This window comes from Nitrospirillum guanabarense, from assembly GCF_034653355.1.
GTDB lineage: Bacteria > Pseudomonadota > Alphaproteobacteria > Azospirillales > Azospirillaceae > Nitrospirillum.
Window position 1 is genome coordinate 116,821 of record NZ_JAYEER010000003.1, and the last position, 18,733, is coordinate 135,553.

The window sequence follows — 18,733 nt, forward strand, 5'->3', positions numbered from 1 at the left end:
ATACAACCGCCCGCCATTGCCACTATAAAAAGTGTTAATGCCTCTGCCCGGGTGCGTTACCCTGCGCTCGCTTCTAGTAATGGGCCCCCTTCGGGAATGAATCGCGGACGCAGCTGACCAGATGGCCGAAAAGACACTGAAGCCCGGCAACGACCTGATGAAACGGGTGCAACAGGCTTTCCTCACCTACGGCTACAGCGACCTGACCATGGTGGATCTGGCGGAGGCCTGCGGCTTCACCCGCCGGGCCCTGTACCACTATTTCAGCAACAAGGAAGACGCGTTCAAAGCCACCATGCGGCATGAGAACGCCATGCTGATCCAGGCGGGGATGGAGGCCGGCGCCCGGGTGCGCCAGGCGGGCGGCAGCGCGCTGGACATCATCACCGAGATCATGGACGTGCGCTACGGCTACACCCGTCGCGTCCTGTCCAAATCACCCCACATCATCGACCTGAACGCGGAGGCGTTCAAACGCGGCCGCGAGCAGATGATCGAGGCGGCCATCAACTTCCAGGCGCGACTGGAAAAGCTGCTGCGGGAACTGGAACAGGACGGCCTGCTGCGCCTGTCGGCGGAGTTCACCCCCGCCATGGCGGCCCAGGCCCTGGCCGATGGCGGCCGCGCCGTGAACCAGAGCCTGCCCCCCTTCCCCGCGGAGCACCTGACCGCCCGCTACCGTGCCATGTGCCGCGCCGTGCTGTTCGGCTGCGCGACATTGCCCGAGCCCAAGGCCGAGTAGGGCCGCGTCTCCTAGAACGCGCGGCGCAGCGTCAGGTTGATGCGCCGCGCGCCCAGAAGCGGATGCACGGCATCCTTCAGCGGCAGGACGCCGTGATGGAACAGGCGCGACGGCCCGCCCCACACCACGACATCGCCATGGGTCAGCGCCATGCGGCGCACCGGGTCGGTGCGTTTCAGCCCGCCGAACTGAAAGGTCGCCGGCAGGCCCAGGGACAGCGACACGATGGGGTGGCCCTTGTCCCGCTCATCCCGGTCCTGGTGCAAGGTCAGGCGCGCGCCGGGGGCATACTGGTTGATCAGGCAGGCGTCGGGATCGAACCCGGCGTAGCCGGCCTCCGCCGCCGTCGCGTGCGCTAGCTCCCGCACGATCTCCGGCAGGGGCGGCCAGGGGCGGCCGGTCAGCGGATCCTGCGCCGTATAGCGATAGCCGGACCGATCGGTGACCCAGCCAGCGGGCCCGCAATTGGTCATGGCCACCGACATCTCGAACCCGCCCGGCGTCACCATGCGACGGAAGGGGGCGGCGGCCGTGACATCGCCCACCGCCGCCAGCAAGGCCTCGACCTGGGGCAGCGCCCAGCCGCGCAGCAGCACGGCCCCGGGCCCGATCTCCTCCCGTGCCGGCGGGGGTGGCTCCAACCCGGCCAGCAGATCCATCATGACTTATCCCAGGCGCTCGATCAGGGCCATGGCGGCGGCGGGGTTGCGCACCTTGTGGCCGCTGATGACATAAAGATAGACGTCCTTGCCGCCAGACGCCCACGCCTTGGCCTTCTTGGCCCAGGCGTCCAGGGCGGCGGCGCTGTAGCCCTTCTCCTCCCCCTCCGTCGTGCCCATGATGCGGGCGTAGGTGAAGGGCGCGGTGTCGACCTCGATCTCCGGATAGTCGCTGTCGGCGGCGTGGATGACGGCCACGCCGTGCTGACGCGCCAGCTCGGTGAACGCGGGGTCGCGGAAGCTATCGTGCCGCACCTCCACCGCATGGCGCAGGGCGCGGCCACCCGCCTCGGCCGGCAAGGCCGCCAGGAAGGCGCCGAAATCCTCCGGATCGAACTTCTTGGTGGGCATGAACTGCCAGTTGATGGGGCCCAGCTTGTCCTTCAGCTCCAGCACGCCGCTGTCGATGAAGCGCTGTACCGACTCCGCCGCCTCCGCCAGCACGCGGCGGTTGGTGGTGAAGCGCGGGCCCTTGAGGGAGAAGACGAAATCGTCCGGCGTCTCGTCATGCCACTTGGCGAAGCTCTCGGGCTTCTGCGAGCCGTAATAGGTGCCGTTGATCTCGATGGAGCTGAGCTTGCGGCTGGCGTATTCCAGCTCCCGCTTCTGGGTCAGGCCGTCGGGGTAGAAGGTGCCCCGCCAGGGCTCGTACGTCCAACCGCCGATGCCCACCCGGATACGGCCCTGCTTCGCCATCGCTTCCTCCCCTCGCCAATCGCCGACGCCGGATAGCGCGCCGCGCATCGTCCGTCCCCCGTTTCCCAACACGGAAACGGGCGGCCCCGCCATAGGTGGGGCACGCCCGGGAAACGTCAACGGTGACGGAAGGAGGAACGCCTTCAGGCCTTCAGCCGTTCCGCGTGCCATTCCAGATGGTCGCGCATGAAGGTGGAGATGAAGAAGTAGGAATGGTCGTATCCCTCCTGCAGCCGCAGGGTCAGGGGGATGCCGGCATCGGCGCAGGCCTGGCGCAGCAGCTCCGGCCGCAGCTGGTTTTCCAGGAAGCTGTCGGCCGTGCCCTGGTCCACCAGCAGGTCGGGCAGCCGCGCGCCATCCTGGATCAGCGCCACGGTGTCGTGGCGGCGCCAGGCGGCCGGGTCGTCACCCAGGTAGCCGGGCAGCGCCTTCTGCCCCCAGGGCACCTGGGTGGGTGCGACGATGGGCGCGAAGGCGGAGACGGACTTGAAACGCCCCGGGTGGCGCAGCGCCACGGTCAGGGCGCCATGCCCGCCCATGGAATGGCCGGTGATCCCCTGGCGCTCCATATCCACGGGGAAGTTGGCGGCCACCACCTCCGGCAACTCCTTGGTGACGTAGGACCACATGCGGAAATGCGGCGTCCACGGCGCTTGCGTCGCGTCGACGTAGAATCCCGCGCCCTGGCCCATGTCCCAGGCGGCATCATCGGCCACGCCCTCGCCCCGGGGGCTGGTGTCGGGGCAGACGATGACCAGGCCCAGCTCGGCCGCCGCCTGGCGGAACTCGCCCTTGTCGGTCACGTTGGCGTGGGTGCAGGTCAGGCCCGACAGATACCAAAGTACGGGCAGCTTGGCGCCATTCGTGGCTTGGGGCGGCAGGAAGACGCTGAACACCATGGGCGTGCCGGTCTCGGCCGAGGCATGGCGGTAGACGCCCTGGATCCCGCCATGGCTGCGGCTGGTGGATACGGTCTCAAGGGTCATGAGGGGGCCTCCAGACATAGGAAGACCGGGCGCGGCGGCCGCGCCCGGTCCTGACGGCGGATCAAATCAATACACCACCACCGAGCGGATGCTTTCGCCGGCGTGCATGAGATCAAAACCCTTGTTGATCTCGTCCAGGCTCAGGGTGTGGGTGATCATGGGGTCGATCTGGATCTTGCCGTTCATGTACCAGTCGACGATCTTGGGCACGTCGGTGCGGCCCTTCGCGCCGCCGAAGGCGGAGCCCTTCCACACGCGGCCCGTCACCAGCTGGAAGGGACGGGTGGAGATTTCCTTGCCGGCCTCGGCCACGCCGATGACCACGGACACGCCCCAGCCGCGATGGCAGGCTTCCAGCGCCTGGCGCATCACCAGGGTGTTGCCCGTGCAGTCGAAGGTGTAGTCGGCGCCGCCGTCGGTCAGGGCCACCAGGTGCTGGACGATGTCGCCCTCAACCTTCTTCGGGTTGACGAAATGGGTCATGCCGAAGCGGCGGCCCCATTCCTCCTTGCTGTCGTTGATGTCGACGCCGACGATCTTGTCGGCGCCCACCATCCTGGCGCCCTGGATGACGTTCAGGCCGATGCCGCCCAGGCCGAAGACGACGACGTTGGCGCCCGGTTCCACCTTCGCGGTCTTCACCACCGCGCCCACGCCGGTGGTCACACCGCAGCCGATGTAGCAGGAGGTGTTGAAGGGCGCGTCCTCGCGGATCTTGGCCAGGGCGATTTCCGGCAGCACCGTGAAGTTGGAGAAGGTGGAGCAGCCCATGTAATGGAAAATGGGCTGGCCCTTGTAGCTGAAGCGGCTGGTGCCGTCGGGCATCAGGCCCTTGCCCTGGGTCGCGCGGATGGCGGTGCACAGGTTGGTCTTGCCCGACAGGCAGGATTTGCACTGGCGGCATTCCGGGGTGTACAGCGGGATGACGTGGTCGCCCGGCTTCACGCTGGTGACGCCCGGCCCCACCTCGCGCACGATGCCGGCGCCCTCATGGCCCAGGATGGAGGGGAACAGGCCTTCGCTGTCCAGGCCGTCCAAGGTGTAGGCGTCGGTGTGGCAGATGCCGGTCGCCATGATCTCGACCAGGACCTCGCCCGTCTTCGGGCCCTCCAGGTCCACTTCCACGATCTCCAGGGGCTTCTTCGCCTCGAACGCCACGGCGGCTCGGGTCTTCATGGGTGCGTTTCCTATCTGGTGCAGGATTGATGCCGGCGCCTTCCCCCTCCAGAGTAAGGGGAAACCGGCCCGTGAGCCGCCACCTTACGCCAAGGCGGGCGCCCCCGTCCGCGCGACTATAGTATCGATTTCCCCGGCAACGATATCCTCACCATGCTGATCGAGAACCTGACCGACATCACCATCTTCATCCGCGTGGTCGCCACGGGCAGCCTGTCGGCGGCGGCGCGGGAGCTGGACCTGTCCCTGGCGGTGGTGTCCAAGCGCCTGGCGCGGCTGGAGGAACGGCTGGGCGTGCGCCTGGCCAACCGCACCACCCGGCGCTTCAGCCTGACGGATGAGGGGTTGGAGTTCCATGAGCGCTGCGTGCGGATCGTGGCGGACCTAGAGGAGGCGCAGGATCTGGTGGCCAGCCGGCGGCGCGCCGCCACCGGCCTGCTGCGGGTGACGGCCACGGCCGCCTTCGCCCGCCGCCACATAGCCCCCCGCCTGCCCCGCTTCCACGCCCAGTATCCCGACGTGCGGGTGCAGGTGCTGGTGACCGACACGGTGGTGGATCTGGTGGAGGCCGGCATCGACGTCGCCATCCGCCAGGCGGCCCTGCCCGACAGCACCCTGATGGTGCGCTGGCTGGCACCCAACTACCGCGTGCCCTGCGCCTCCCCGGAGTATGTGGCCAGGCACGGCGCGCCGGCGACGCCGCAGGATTTGCTGCGCCACCACTGCATCGTCATGGGCGACCCGCCCATGTCCACCTGGCGCTTCGACTGCCGCGAGGCGGAGGGGGAGCCGGTGGCGGTGGAAATCCGCCCCCTGATCCAGACCAACGATGGCGAGGTCGGCCACGCCGCGGCCTTGGCCGGCTCCGGCATCGTGCTGAAATCCATCTGGGACATCTGCGATGACCTGGCCAGTGGCCGCCTGACGGGCCTGCTGCCCGGCTACTGCTCTCCCGCCCCGGCCATCCAAGCCGTCTACCCCGCCGGCCGCCACACCGCCGCCAAGCTGCGCGCCTTCCTGGATTTCCTCTCGGCGGAACTGAAGGCGGATCCGTGCTGGGAGGTCGCCAGCAATCTGTTGCGCATCAGTGCAACAGATTGATTAGGTCAATTCCGCAACTTATCAATAACATTTTCAATAAAACCACTTAATAGCTGAAAATTAGTCTTTTAACAGTTCACGGCCAGATTCCACGATGTCTTCCGCACAATACGCGCCTCGCCCCGAAAGACTTCCAGTTTTCAGAAGGTTTTCTACTGCAGCGACGTACTCCCGGGTAAGAGCTCTCGGCGGAAGCTCGGAACCGATATACAGAACCAGAGATCCTATAACGGGATCATTAATGCAATCTAATAATTCATTTATATTTTTATTTTCTGCGTAATATTCTATAATATTCCAGATATCGCCCTCTCCTGTTTCAACAAGTTTTATAATGTCATATTTGTCCATGATCTTATTGATCCCTATCTATCTTTTTCAGTCTGTCTTTTAGTCTGTCAAGAACCTCCTGTTCTCGTCTTATTCTTTCCTTATGTCCTTTGTGGCTAATATTATCGGCCCTCTCCCGAGAATTACCATTCGGATTCCCTCTCGGATATCGATCATTTTCCAGTTTCCTCTGCCCTATACTTTTCTCCAATTCACTAATAGCCTGCTCCAGTTCGTCATCTCCAACGGGCACCGCTGCAGGATTTGGATCCTTAATTCGCCCGACACCATTTGCATCATAGATCCTATTGCCGCCAGACGCACCATCCTGCGCCTTGTTATCTTCCTCGGCATGCTGCTCACTCAAGGAGATGTGCCCGAACCTTGTGGACAGACCGTGGTCCAAAATCCATTTTCCAAATTTTGACAGTGCATTATCAATCGCCACCACAGTCTGCCGTGCATCTACCGCGCCGGGCATACCTTGAGGCGCAACCGGCAGGGGCATGGGGCCTTCAGGGGTCATCACTATGGCCTGCAACCCAGATGGATCGAACCGACCCAGCGGATCATCACCCACATAAGCGTACCGGTTCAGCCCATCCACGAACCCCGCCGGATCCATCTGGAGCCAGCGACCGATCCCCGGCACGTAGGTGCGATTGGGTGTCACATACAGCCCGATCTCGTCATACCGCATGCCCGCGTAGCGATATGGCGAGCCTGTGCTCCCGTCCTGGGCACTCTGGCCATAGGCGTTGTAGGAATAGGTGCTGGTGGCCTGGCCCGATCCGTTCAGCACGGCGATGACGCTGCCCTGCCGGTCGTGGATGGCCAATGAGCGGTTGCCGCCGCCGTCCTCCCAGCCCACCACATCCCCACCGCCGGGCCCGCCGGCGCCGCTGGCATGGATGTAGCGGCGCATCAGATTGCCGTTGATGTCGTAATCGCCCCACTCCACCCCACCGGCCTCCAGCGTCAGGGTGGTGGTGCCGTTCACCTGCTTCCAGGCCCGGCCGCCCTCGGGGTAGTAGCCCATGGTCTGCACCGTGGCGCCCTGCGCGTACCGGGTCAGCATGTTGCGGCTGTCGTAGGTCATGGCCGCCGCCGACCCCACCGCCGTCAGGTTCCCCCGGCCGTCATAGCCGTAGGTGTAGTTGTTCACCGTGGTATAGCCGTTGAGGCCATTGGCCGTGCCATAGGTCTGCGTCGATCCCACCGTCGACTGGAAGGCGTCGTTGTCCAGCCCCATGGAGGTCAACTGGCCGACCACGTCATAGCTGTAGGTGTAGTTCACCGCCCCACCGATCCAGCCATTCCCCAGCTTCAGCAGCCGGCTGGCCGCGTCGTAGGTATAAGCGCTGGTGCTGATCGCCGGCGCCCCGGTGACGCCCCGCCAAGCCCCCGTCGATCGGTTCAGCGGGTCATAGTTGCGGTGTATCCAGGTGAAGTTGCCTTCCGTGACGTCCTTCACCCGGCCCAACCCGTCATAGGCCCAATTCACCGTGGTCCCGTCCGGCCAGGTGGCCGAGGTGCGGTTGCCCGCGTTGTCGTAGCCGAAGCCCATGGTCAGGCCAGCGGCGCCCATCCCTGGGCGCGGCACCCGCACCGCCACCGAGGTCATCCGGCCCGCCGTGTCATAGCTGGGTGTGCGGCCGCTGTAGCCGTCATCGATGCTGCCCACACGACCTGCCGCGTCGTAGCCGGTGACCACCTTGGCCATGCCCGCCCGCGTCACCCCCGTCTGGCGGTTCAGGGCGTCGTACTCCAGCGTCGCGCCGGAACCGTCACGGAAATGCAGCGCCGTGGTGTTGTCGTTGGCGTCGTAATCGTAGCCATCCGACGCCCCGTCCGGATAGCGCAGCCAAGCCACCCGTCCAAAGCCGTCATAGGTGTAGGTCAGAACCTGCCCGCGCGGGTCGGTGATCGTCTGCACCTGGCCGTCCGCGAAATAGGTGTAGGCGGCGCTGGTCTGTTCCAGCGGCGTGCCCACCGCGCGGTGTTCCGCCGTCTTTTGCCCCGCCGCGTCATAGTCCGTCGTGCTGACCCGGCTCAGGGCATCGGTCACCTTGATAGGCCGGCCCGACGGGTCATAGTCGGTCTTGGTCACGTTGTTCATCGGGTCGGTCACCGTGTACAGGCGACCTTCCCCCGTATAGGCGAACTGCGTATTGATCCAGTCGTTGGGCGCGGCGGCACCCGTGGCCTGCTCCAGCTTGGTGATCCAGCCGTTGCGGTTATAGGTCCACTTCGCGTCCCAGCCCTCGGGCGCCTTCAACTCCGTGCGCCAACGCGCGTTGTTGTAGGTGGCGGTGATCTGGGCGTTGTTGGGATCCGTCACGGTCTTGAGGTCGCCGGCATCGGTCCATTCGAAACTGGTGGTCAGGTTCTTACGGTTGTTGTCCACCACCACCTTGTTCAGGGTTTCCTTGCCTGCATTGTAGGTGAAGTGCGTCTCCATCCCACTGGCGTCGGTGATGCTGAATATCCGGCCCATATCATAGGCATAGGTGATCCGCGGGCGGATGTTGCCGCCACTCGCCGTATTCCAGACCGCCGGCTGGTCCACCGTCTTCAGATCACCCGTGGTGCCGTCATAGGCGTAATCCGTGATCTGGCCACGAGCGTCCTTCACCTGGCTGGGCTTGTTCCAGGTCCCGTCATAGCTGGTGTAGACCGCCTTCTCACCCAGGCCGGAACCGGGGCGGGGCGTGGTGTGGGTCTCCGTCTCCCGCCCCCGGCTGTCATAGACGTGCTTGACCACGCCGCCCATGGGGTCGGTCTGCTGCACGGGATGGCCGATGCCATCATAAGCCGCGCTATGCTCCCGACCCAAGGCGTCCACTTGGCGGACGCTGCGCCCCAGGCTATCGAACCAGGTGGCGGTGACACCGCAATTGCTCCAGTTCGCGGCGCAGTTCGCGTCCTTCGTGGACCCCCGGAAGAGTCCGGGATAGTAGCTGATCACCGCCCCCACCTTGGTGGTCAGCGTCCGGGTGCGCCCTTCGGCATCATAAGACACGGTCAGGCTGGCGTTGGTCCCGTTAGCCACATCCTCCGGAATATGGACGGCAGTCAACTGGTCGCGCTGATCCCGAAAGCGGTTGGCGATGTCGTCCCCATAGTTGTAGCGATAGGTCAACTCCGGAACGTTCACGCCATAGTTGAACTGGACGTTGCTGTCGCCATAGTCGTACTGGCTGACATAGCTCAAGGGGTTGATCGCCTTGCTCAGGTGATACCCCTGCACCCCCGGGTCCCAGGAGAAAGTGACCTGCCGGCCCGTGGAATTGTCCGTGACGCTTTTCAACAAGGTGGGCGTGCTGGCGTTGGGCTCCGGGTCGTAGGCCAGCGTCAAGGACCGGCCCAGATTGTTGCTGATGCCCGTCACCAAGGGGCCAGCGTAGGCATTCGATGATGTGTAAGTGTATGAAAGCGTGACGGTGCTGGGCCATCTCCAGCTGGTCAGGCGCAGGTCGCGGGTGTTGTAGCCCTTCTCGTCCGCGGCGCAACTTTTGGAACTGCCGTCGGGAACGGCGAAGGTGCGCGTCTGGCCATCCCCCAGGGTTTCCGTGAACGACAGCTCACGGAAGCAATAGACGGGATGGACGTAGTCCTCCTTCGCCGTCTTGACTTGGCCCGTCTGGGACAACCGGCTGGTGCCGCCCGCCCGGTAGCCGAAGCTGCCATCCGGTCGGCGGATATAGGTGGTGCTGTCGGCGCCCGTCCCGTCCTGCAGCGTGACGCTGTTGTTGGACATGGTCTTCTGCCACCAAGTGGCGGCCATGGACGCCGTGATGATGCGGCTAGCGGCGATGCTGTCCTGGAATGACCCGATGGCCGCCAGGGCGTAGGCCAGCGTGGCGGCGGCGTCGCGCGGCGCCTGGCGGCCCATGGCGTCCAGCGCGCTGGTGCTGACGATGGCGGATCCGCCGACGTTATGATGCCAACCGGGGGCAAAACCTTCCCCCGGCCTATAGGTTCGCTGGAAAATGAGGCTGTAGGGGAATTTACCGGCACCCACACTGATATCGGCGGGCTGGGTGTAGCTGAGATCACCCGTCCGCAGGTTGACATCTGTCTTGAAAGGATAGGCTTTCGCCTGTTCCTTGACGAAGTCGGCTGACGCATCGGCGCGGTTCAGCGTGGGCGTATTATCAGCGCCGACGCTGCCCCCTTCGCCGCCCTTGACCACGCCGCCAGGGGCTGCGGTGACATAGGCGATATTGCCGTCCTTGATGGCGACGGCCGCCATGCCGACCGTCTCCAGATAACAACACGCGTAGGGCGCGACCGGCGAACTGTCACCGCTGCGGCCCGGCCCCAGGCCGCCGAATTCACTCATCAACAGGGTATAGCCGGCCTGGAGGTAATACAGCCCCTCACCAATGACGGGCTTGGGATTCATGCTGTTATAGGTGGCCAGATCGAGCTTGAGGAAGTTCATGTCCGACCGGTTGGCCTGCGCCCAGCCGATGCGGTTGGTCGCGGAGGGGTTTTCCGGCGTGCCCAAGGTTTCTTCGATTGCCGCCGCCTCCAGCGTACTGGATGCGTTGGCGACGGCGTGCATCAAGCCCTGGCGGGCACCGGAGTCGTTGCCCAAGCTGTTGACGCTATAGCTGGGCTCCACATCCAGCACGAAACCCTGATCGGTGATCGAGGCGGCAACGTCAAAGCTGATGTTGGTGTGATTCCAGGAACTGTCATTCCACAGCGTCTTGCCGGCGCCATGCACCGTGGTCGCCGTCACCAGGCCGACAACGGCGTGCTGCTGGACGATACCGCCAGCTACCCGCGCCAGAATCTCCGACATCCGGCTGTGATTTGCCAGGAAGGTCGCACCAATACTGTCCTTGCTGCGCTCCCCCTGGTTCATGGTGGCATCGCTGCCACTGGCCCGATTTTGGAATACCGACTGGTTGGTCAGCCGCTCACGCTCCAAGCGCAGCTTCAAGTTTTCCGATGTCAGGCCCCAGCCGGCCACCACCATGGCGGGGGTGTTGAGATCCACCAGCTTGCGGACATAGCTATAATCCATATAGCCGCCGTTGTTGGCGGGATAGGGGTGATCCACCGCCAGTTCCACCCGATACCAGCCGTCGGCGACATGGTCGCTTTCATAGGGGTTGGACCACACGTCCCGGCTGAAGCCGCGCACCGTGACGTTCAGTTCGACCTTACCGTAAGCTGAGCATGAGTTTGGGTCGCAGACGGCACCGCCGCCGGTATGTTCGATCATGAACTCCCGGCCGTAGATCTCGTCGGCGTAATAGAGGCGCTGGAAGTAAACGCTGGGCGTTAGGCGATAGCTGACCTTCAGCGACAACTTGGTGCGGAAGGTGTTGGGCAGTTGGGCGTTGAAGGTGCCCAGCGCGGTGGCCGCGTAGGGCAGCGTCCCGGGCACGGGCACGACGGAGGGGATAATGACCCGGCCGCCCACGATCTCGTCCATCGTGGCGCCCGGCTTGTTGGCATCGATCCAGTTGGCCAGGTTGGTGGCGGCCGTCTGCAGGCGGTTCTCCACATTGCCGACGTTCAGGGCGCGGATGGTGGTGGCCGTCTCCTGCATGTCCGAGACGGCGGACGACAGGAAATCATTCCGGTTGAAGCCGGAGACGCCGGTCAGGTCGATGCCGCCGACCTGGGTGTGCGTCTTGAAACTAGGATCGAACTCCAGCCAGGCGCCGTTGATGTTCGCCTGCACCCAGACATGCAGCATGTCCACGCTGCCGATGGTGCCGGCGCCGTTGACCGTCGCCGGGAAGCCGCCGTCCGCCAGGATCTTGCGGGCGGCGTCGGCATTGGTGATGCCGAACCAGGCGGCGAAATCGCCGCCGGAAACACTGATGCGGCCCACCCGGTAGTTGGCGGTATAGCCGGAGGCGCGCAGCAGCAGCACCATCAGCTGAGCCTGATCGAACGGCGTGCCGGCGCCATCGATGATGGCGCCGCGCGCACCCTTCTGCAGGCCGTAAATGGGAACAAGGGTGATGTTATTGCGGACGTAATCATAGATCACGTTCGGGTTCTTCTGCAGCGCCTGGGCCAGGTCGCTGACCATGGTGTCGGAAATATCGGCTGGGCTTTGCAGACCCTGGCCCTGGTGGTAGGCCCAGCCCTGGTCGGGCGTCACCGCCGTGCCCACACCGATGCGCGCCGCCGGCATATTGGTCGAATCAACTTGAGCGTGAGCGCCGCCTGCCACCAAGCCCCCCACCAAAACCAACCACAGTCCCCCGAAGGCGGCGGCCAAAGTCCGCCGGACGCTAAAGGGCGGGGCGGTCACTTCGGAACGGAGATCGTGGCGCATGGTCAAGGGCGGTCCTTGTCAGGGTATCTCTGGCGCGATGGGGCACGTCCACGCGGCGTCGCACGGCCGCGCGGCTGGCCGGCCGGTGCCAAGGCACTGGCCGGATAAAGCGATAAGCTAGAGAATGCTGGGGGTTGGCGTCGTATAAGGACGTTCCAGGACGTCCATATGCAGTCGGACATGCGCCTTGCGCGGCGCACTCTCACCGAGAGCATGCATCGCCAACTTCCTTTCCCCCGTTTGTAGAGGTGAAAGTACGGCAATATGTCGCATTCTTGCAAATCATTCCGTGCCGATGGGATGACGCCGCTTCAGTCCGCCTTGCCCCCTGCCGGCAGCCTGATCTCGAACGCCACACCCTGCGGCGCCACCGGCTCCGCGCGCACGTCACCGCCGTGGGCGCGGGCGATGGCCTGGACGACGGCCAGGCCCAGGCCGGTGCCGCCGCTGATGCGGGCGCGGGAATCGTCGGCGCGCCAGAAGGGGTCGAAGGCGTGGGCCTCCATGCCCGGCGGCAGCCCCGGCCCCTCGTCCGCCACGCGCAGCACGACGCTGCCGCCATCCAGCGCGGTCGCCACCCGCACCCGGCCCGGAGCGGCATAGCGGCGGGCGTTCTCCAGCAGGGCCAGCAGGGCCTGGCGCACGCGGGCGCCGTCGGCCGAGACCTCCACCGGGGCCAGATCCGTCTCGATGGCCAGGCCGGCGGCGGCGCAGGTGGGCCCCACCAGGGCCACCACGGCCGCCGCCTCCGCCGCCACGTCCACCTGCCCCCGACGCAGCTCCAGCCGGCCGCTCTGCGCCAGGGTCAGCAGCTTGAGGTCGTCGACGATGCGGGTCAGCAGATCCACCTGCCCCACCAGGCCGCGAAAGGCTTCCATATCCGGGGTGAACACGCCGTCGGCGTAGCCCTGCAGGCGGCCGCGCAGGATGGTCAGGGGCGTGCGCAGCTCATGCGCGATGGCCACATTCCAGGTGCGCATCTCGATGGCCGCGCGTTCCAGCTGGGCGGCCATGACGTTGAAGTCCTGCACCAGCTGCTTGGTCTCATGGAAGGCGCTGGCGTCGACCTGGGCGCGCGCCGTCAGGTCGCCGCCGGCGATGCGCTGGGCCGCCCCCGCCACGGCGTCCAGGGGCGCGATCAGCCGGCGGGCGAAGCGCACCGCCGCCCGTGCCGCCAGGGCGACGCCCAGCATGCCCAGCAGCGCCGTCACCGTCCAATCCAGCACATGCTGCCAGATGCCCGGCGGGTGGTGGAAAATCTCCGGCCACAGGCGGAACATGACGGTGAAGAAGATGGTGATGCCCACGGTCATGAGCACCAGGGCCAGCCCGGTGACGGTGGCCATGGACAGGACCAGCTGCCGGTTCAGGCCGGTGAAGCGCTTGAAGGTCCACATCGCCGTCAGACCGCCGGGCCCAGGCGGTAGCCCACGCCCCGCACCCCTTCCATGAAGCCGCCGGCGCCGGCGGCCTGCAGCTTGCGCCGGATGTTGCTGGCGTGGCTGTCGATGGTGCGTTCCAGGGTGTCGCCCTCGGGCAGGCAGGCGTCGATCAGTTCGGCCCGGGTGAAGGCGCGGGTGGGCGCCCGCATCATGTGGGCCAGGATGCGGAATTCCGTCAGCGTCAGGTCCAGCCGGTTGCGCTTCCCCTCCGTGGTCACCATCGCCATGTGGGCGGTGAGGTCCAGTTCCAACCCGCCCAGGCGCAGCAGGGTCTGCCCCTCGGTGGAGCGGGTACGGCGCAGCACGGCCTTGACCCGCGCCACCACCTCCAGCGGGTTGAACGGCTTCACGATGTAGTCGTCGGCGCCAATGCGCAGGGCTTGCAGCTTGTCCAGATCCTCGCTCAACGCCGTCACCATGATGACGGGGGTGTCGCCCCGGCGGCGGAGTTCGGCCAGCACCTCGTACCCATCCACCTTGGGCATCTTCACGTCCAGGATGACCAGGTCGGGCGGCAGGGCGCGGTGCAGATCCAGCGCCACCTGGCCGTTGATGGCGGTGACGGTGCGCAGGCCCTCCCGCTCCAGATAGCCTTGCAGGATGCTGGCGATCTCCGGCTCGTCCTCGGCAATCAGCACCAGGGAACTCATGATCCCCGTCCCTTCCTATTTCACCCCGCCGCCCAGCACCTGGTACAGCGTGACCAGGTTGCCGGCGTCCGTCAGCTGCACCGACACCAGGGTCTGCTGCGCGGAATAGAGGGTGCGCTGGGCGTCCAGGGCGTTCAGGTAGCTGTCCGCCCCCTGCTTGTAACGGGCCTGCGACAAGTCGTAGCTGGTCTGGGCGGCCCTCACCGTCGCCTGCTGGGCGTCCAGCTGCTCGGCGATGGTGCCGCGCCGGGCCAGGGCATTCGCCACCTCCTTGAACGCGGTCTGGATGGTCTTCTCATAGGTGGCCACCGCCGCCTGCCGCGTGGCCTTGGCGTAATCCAGGTTGGCCTGGTTGGCGCCGTTGTCGAAGATGGGCACCGAGACCGACGGCGTGAAGCTCAGCGATTGCGACTGGGCCTGGAACAGATTGCCGAAGGCCGAACTGGCGAAGCCCGCCGCCGTCGTCAGGCTGACGGTGGGGAAGAAGGCGGCGCGGGCGGCCCCGATGTTGGCGTTGGCCGACTTCAGGCTGTGTTCCGCCGACAGCACGTCCGGCCGGTTCAGCAGCACGTCGGTGCTGATCCCCGCCGGCAGCGCCGCCAGCGTGAAGGTGCGGCCCTCGATCCCGTCCGGCAGATGGGCGGGGTCCACGGGCGCGCCGGTCAGCGTCTCCAGCGCGTTCAGGTCCTGCGCCACCAGGGTGGTGTAGTTGGCGACGTCGGCCCGCGCCGTCTGATAGACGGTGTCGGCTTCCGCCGCGTCCAGCCGGGTGGCCACCCCGTTGCTCAGGCGCTTGCGCGTCACGTCGGCGGAATGCTGGGCGCTTTCCATGGTCTCCTGCGCGATGCGCAGCAGGCTCTTGTCGGCGGCGTAGGTGATGTAGGCGCTGGCGACCTCGGAAATCAGGCTGATGCGGGTGGCCCGCGCCGTCTCCTCCTCCGCCAGGTAGGTCTCAAGGTCCGCCCGCGTCAGGCTGGCGACGCGGCCGAACAGGTCGGCCTCGAAGGCGCTGACGCCGACGGCGGCGGACAGGGACTTGGTCTCCTGACGGTTGGACCCGGCCCCGGTGCGGCTGTAGCCGCCGCTGGCCGAGGCGTCGAGGGTGGGCAGCTGCGCCGCCTGCTGCACATGGTACTTGGCCCGGGCGGCCAGAACGTTCTGCACCGCCACCCGCAGGTCGCGGTTGTTGTCCAGCGCCTGACCGACGACGGCGCGCAAATCGGCGTCGACGAAGAAGTCCCGCCAGCCGGTGTCGGCCGTCGGGGTTCCCGTCCCAGGCCCCACGGGCGCCTGGGCATAAGCGGCCCCCTGCGGCCAGCCGGCCGGCACCGGGGCCGCGGGACGCTGGTAGTCCGGATCCAGCGAGATGCAGCCGGTCAGCAGGCTGAGCGCCACAAGGGAGGTGGTGGTACGCATGAACGGCTGCGTCATCACACGCCCTCCGAATGCAGATCGTCTTTCGCGGCGCCATGCTTGCCGGCCAGGTCGCCGCCGAACAGCTTGCGCACCAGGACGTAGAACAGGGGCACGAAGAAGATGGCCAGCACGGTGGCCGAGATCACGCCGCCGACAACGCCGGTGCCGATGTCGTTCTGGCTGCCCGCACCCGCCCCGGTGGCCAGGGCCAGGGGCAGAACGCCCGCCACGAAGGCCAGCGAAGTCATCAGGATGGGGCGCAGGCGCAGGCGGGCGCCCTCGATGGCGGCGCGCACCGTGGGCACGCCGCGCTTCTCCGCCGCCTCCGCGAACTCCACGATCAGGATGGCGTTCTTGGCCGACAGGCCGATGGTGGTCAGCAGGCCCACCTGGAAATAGATGTCGTTGCTGAGGCCGCGCAGGGTGGCCGCCGTGACGGCGCCCAGGACGCCCAGCGGGATGACCAGCAGCACCGACACCGGAATGGACCAGCTTTCGTACAGCGCCGCCAGGCAGAGGAAGACCACCAGGATGGACAGGGCGTACAGCATGGGCGCCTGGCCGCTGGACAGCCGTTCCTGGTAGGACAGGCCGGTCCACGACAGGCTGGTGCCCGGCGGCAGCTGGGCCGCCAGCCTTTCCATGGTGTTCATGGCGTCGCCCGAGCTGGTCTCGCCGGCGGCGGCACCCTGGACTTCCAGGGCGGCCAGGCCGTTGAAGCGCTGCAACTGCGGCGGCCCCATCTCCCAGCGCGCCTTGGCGAAGGCGGTGAAGGGCGCCATGGTGCCGCTGGAACCCTTGACGTACCAGGCGGCCAGGTCTTCCGGTGCCGAGCGGTAGGGCGCGTCGGCCTGGACGTAGACGCGCTTCACGCGGCCCCGGTCGATGAAATCGTTGACGTAGTTGGTGCCCCAGGCGCCGCTGAGCGTGCTGGTGATGTCGCCGATGGATAGGCCAAGGGCCGTCGCCTTGGCATGGTCGATGTCGATCTTCAGCTGCGGCGTGTCGTCCAGGCCGTTGGGGCGGACGGCCTGCAGGGTCTTGTCCTGCGCCGCCAGGCCCAGCAGCTGGTTGCGGGCGGCCATCAGGCCGGCATGGCCCAGGGTGCCGTTGTCCTGCAGCCACATGTCGAAGCCGTTGGACTGGCCCAGGCCCTGGATGGAGGGCGGGATGAGGGAGAAGACCTGGGCGTCGCGGACGCTGGACAGGGTCTTGGTCGCGCGGGCGGCGATGGCCTGGGCCTTGTTTCCCGCCCCGGGGCGCAGGCTCCAGTCCTTCAAGGCCAGGAAGGCCATGCCAGCGTTCTGGCCCGACCCGGCGAAACTGAACCCGGCCACGGTGAACAGCGTGCGCACCGTGTCCTTCTCGTTCTCCATGAAGTACTTCTCGATGGCGCGGGACACCTGGTCGGTGCGGGCGTAGGTGGCCCCCACCGGCAGGGTGTACTGCACCATGACGCTGCCCTGGTCCTCATCGGGCAGGAAGCTGGTGGGCAGGCGCACGAACAGCAGGGCCATCGTGCCGACGATGACGCCGTAGGTCAGCATGAACAGCACGGGCCGGCCGACGATGCCGCCCAGGCGGCGGGCGTAGCCCTCCTGCCCCCGGTCGAAATTGCGGTTGAACCAACCGGCCAGGCCCTTGGTATGGGCATGGCCGTTGGCCTTTAGTAGCGTGGCGCAGAGGGCTGGCGACAGCACCAGGGCCACCACCACCGACAGGGCCATGGCCGACACGATGGTGATGGAGAACTGGCGGTAGATCACGCCCACGGACCCGCCGAAGAAGGCCATGGGCAGGAACACGGCGGACAGCACCATGGCGATGCCCACCAGGGCGCCGGTGATCTCGGTCATGGACTTGGCCGTGGCCTCATAGGCCGACAGCTTGTCCTCCCGCATGATGCGCTCGACGTTCTCCACCACGACGATGGCGTCGTCCACCAGCAGGCCGATGGCCAGCACCATGGCGAACAGGGTCAGGGTGTTGATGGAATAGCCCGCCGCCGACAGCACGCCGAAGGTGCCCAGCAGCACCACCGGCACGGCGATGGCCGGTATCAGCACGGCGCGCCAGCTCTGCAGGAAGACGAACATCACGATGACCACCAGGATGATGGCCTCGATCAGGGTCTTGATCACCTCATGGATGGACAGCTTCACGAAGGCGGTGCTGTCGCGGGGATAGGCGATCTTGTAACCGGCGGGGAAGTTGTGGGCCATGGCCTCCACCTTGGCCTTCACGGCGGCGGCGGTCTTCATGGCGTTGGCGCCGGACGCCAGCTGCAGGGCCATGCCCGAGGCCGGGTGGCCGTTCAGCCGGGTGCTGACGCTGTAATCCTCGTTGCCCAGTTCCACCCGCGCCACGTCGCTGAGGTGCACGGTGGCGCCGTCGGTCAGCGTCTTGACGATGATGGCGCGGAACTGGTCCGGCGTGTGCAGCCGCGACATGGCGGTGACGGTGGCGTTCAGCTGCTGGGTGTCGGCGGAAGGGCGGGCACCGATCTCGCCCGCCGTCACCTGGGTGTTCTGCGCCTGGATGGCGCTCTCGATGTCCGACGGCATCAGGCCGTAGCTGTGCAGCTTGTGCGGGTCCAGCCAGATGCGCATGGCGTACTGCGAGCCGAACACGCGGGTGGTGCCCACGCCGTTCACGCGGCTCAGCGGGTCCTGCAGGTTGCTGACGAGGAAGTCGGCCACGTCGGCGCTGGTCGCCTTGTCCGTCTCGTCATAGACGGAGACGACCATCAGGAAATCGGTCTGCGCCTTGGCGACGGTGATGCCCTGCTGCTGCACCTGGGTGGGCAGGCGACTGGTGGCCCGCGACACCTTGTTCTGCACCTGCACCTGGGCCACGTCGGGATTGGTGCCCTGCTCGAACGTCACGCTGATGCTGGCGTCGCCGTCGGAACTGCTGCTGGAGCTGAAATACAGCAGGTGGTCAATGCCGGTCAGCTGCTGTTCCAACACCTGCACCACGCTGCTTTCCACCGCCTCGGCCGACGCGCCGGGATAGGAGGCGCTGATCGAGACGGAGGGTGGGGCGATGTCCGGGTATTGCGAGATCGGCAGGGTGAAGATGGCCAGCACGCCAAACAGCATGATGACGATGGCGATGACCCAGGCGAAGATCGGCCGGTCGATGAAGTAGCGTGCGAACATGGCG

Annotated in this window: 12 protein-coding genes; 2 read left to right on the forward strand and 10 right to left on the reverse strand. The window is 66.2% G+C overall.

The genetic code is table 11. From position 1 onward, the window contains the following. Positions 1-121 precede the first annotated feature (121 nt). Positions 122-742: a TetR/AcrR family transcriptional regulator gene (locus tag UAA55_RS09905; RefSeq protein WP_322952530.1), complete on the forward strand. Its 621-nt coding sequence runs from the start codon at positions 122-124 to the stop codon at positions 740-742. 11 nt (positions 743-753) lie between these two features. Here the strand turns inward: UAA55_RS09905 and alkB are convergent, their stop codons facing one another. The 4 genes from alkB to UAA55_RS09925 form a co-directional block, all read right to left on the reverse strand. Beyond that, entirely contained in the window at positions 754-1,404 is a 651-nt protein-coding gene (alkB, locus tag UAA55_RS09910) for a DNA oxidative demethylase AlkB (RefSeq protein WP_322952532.1), read from the reverse strand. A gap of 3 nt (positions 1,405-1,407) precedes the next feature. Next, entirely contained in the window at positions 1,408-2,157 is a 750-nt protein-coding gene (locus tag UAA55_RS09915) for a DUF72 domain-containing protein (protein WP_322952533.1), read from the reverse strand. A gap of 143 nt (positions 2,158-2,300) precedes the next feature. Then, positions 2,301-3,143, reverse strand: a complete 843-nt coding sequence (gene fghA, locus UAA55_RS09920; RefSeq protein WP_322952534.1) for an S-formylglutathione hydrolase — start codon at positions 3,141-3,143, stop codon at positions 2,301-2,303. A gap of 66 nt (positions 3,144-3,209) precedes the next feature. Then, positions 3,210-4,319, reverse strand: coding sequence for an S-(hydroxymethyl)glutathione dehydrogenase/class III alcohol dehydrogenase (locus tag UAA55_RS09925; protein ID WP_145608202.1), 1,110 nt, complete (start codon positions 4,317-4,319; stop codon positions 3,210-3,212). Between the two features lie 153 nt (positions 4,320-4,472). Here UAA55_RS09925 and UAA55_RS09930 point away from each other — a divergent pair, with 153 nt between their 5' ends. Then, the gene (locus tag UAA55_RS09930) at positions 4,473-5,420 is read left to right on the forward strand and encodes a LysR family transcriptional regulator (protein ID WP_322952535.1); all 948 of its coding nucleotides are present in this window, start codon (positions 4,473-4,475) and stop codon (positions 5,418-5,420) included. Positions 5,421-5,480: 60 nt separating this feature from the next. Here UAA55_RS09930 and UAA55_RS09935 read toward each other — a convergent pair whose 3' ends face one another. From UAA55_RS09935 to UAA55_RS09960, 6 genes are all read right to left on the reverse strand, one after another. Further along, positions 5,481-5,771 carry a hypothetical protein gene (locus tag UAA55_RS09935; RefSeq protein ID WP_322952536.1) on the reverse strand — a complete coding sequence of 97 codons (291 nt, stop codon included), beginning with the start codon at positions 5,769-5,771 and terminating at the stop codon, positions 5,481-5,483. Positions 5,772-5,775: 4 nt separating this feature from the next. After that, a complete protein-coding gene (locus UAA55_RS09940) occupies positions 5,776-11,916 on the reverse strand; it encodes an RHS repeat-associated core domain-containing protein (protein ID WP_322952537.1) in 6,141 nt (2,046 codons plus the stop codon). Positions 11,917-12,371: 455 nt separating this feature from the next. Next, a complete protein-coding gene (locus tag UAA55_RS09945) occupies positions 12,372-13,457 on the reverse strand; it encodes an ATP-binding protein (protein WP_322952538.1) in 1,086 nt (361 codons plus the stop codon). Positions 13,458-13,462: 5 nt separating this feature from the next. Beyond that, positions 13,463-14,152 (reverse strand): response regulator, encoded by a 690-nt coding sequence (locus tag UAA55_RS09950; RefSeq protein ID WP_322952539.1) that lies wholly within the window; start codon positions 14,150-14,152, stop codon positions 13,463-13,465. 15 nt (positions 14,153-14,167) lie between these two features. Then, positions 14,168-15,583, reverse strand: a complete 1,416-nt coding sequence (locus UAA55_RS09955; RefSeq protein ID WP_322952540.1) for an efflux transporter outer membrane subunit — start codon at positions 15,581-15,583, stop codon at positions 14,168-14,170. Then, complete coding sequence (locus tag UAA55_RS09960) at positions 15,583-18,729, reverse strand: efflux RND transporter permease subunit (RefSeq protein ID WP_322952541.1); 3,147 nt, start codon at positions 18,727-18,729, stop codon at positions 15,583-15,585. The genes UAA55_RS09955 and UAA55_RS09960 overlap by 1 nt, the downstream gene beginning before the upstream one ends. Between the last annotated feature and the right edge of the window lie 4 nt (positions 18,730-18,733).

Coding starts and splice junctions, on each gene's coding strand:
- UAA55_RS09925 (WP_145608202.1), bottom strand. CDS start 4,319: ATGAAGACCCGAGCCGCCGTGGCGTTCGAGGCGAAGAAGCCCCTGGAG.
- UAA55_RS09940 (WP_322952537.1), bottom strand. CDS start 11,916: ATGCCGGCGGCGCGCATCGGTGTGGGCACGGCGGTGACGCCCGACCAG.
- UAA55_RS09905 (WP_322952530.1), top strand. CDS start 122: ATGGCCGAAAAGACACTGAAGCCCGGCAACGACCTGATGAAACGGGTG.
- UAA55_RS09955 (WP_322952540.1), bottom strand. CDS start 15,583: ATGACGCAGCCGTTCATGCGTACCACCACCTCCCTTGTGGCGCTCAGC.
- UAA55_RS09930 (WP_322952535.1), top strand. CDS start 4,473: ATGCTGATCGAGAACCTGACCGACATCACCATCTTCATCCGCGTGGTC.
- UAA55_RS09945 (WP_322952538.1), bottom strand. CDS start 13,457: ATGTGGACCTTCAAGCGCTTCACCGGCCTGAACCGGCAGCTGGTCCTG.
- UAA55_RS09935 (WP_322952536.1), bottom strand. CDS start 5,771: ATGGACAAATATGACATTATAAAACTTGTTGAAACAGGAGAGGGCGAT.
- alkB (WP_322952532.1), bottom strand. CDS start 1,404: ATGATGGATCTGCTGGCCGGGTTGGAGCCACCCCCGCCGGCACGGGAG.
- fghA (WP_322952534.1), bottom strand. CDS start 3,143: ATGACCCTTGAGACCGTATCCACCAGCCGCAGCCATGGCGGGATCCAG.
- UAA55_RS09915 (WP_322952533.1), bottom strand. CDS start 2,157: ATGGCGAAGCAGGGCCGTATCCGGGTGGGCATCGGCGGTTGGACGTAC.
- UAA55_RS09950 (WP_322952539.1), bottom strand. CDS start 14,152: ATGAGTTCCCTGGTGCTGATTGCCGAGGACGAGCCGGAGATCGCCAGC.
- UAA55_RS09960 (WP_322952541.1), bottom strand. CDS start 18,729: ATGTTCGCACGCTACTTCATCGACCGGCCGATCTTCGCCTGGGTCATC.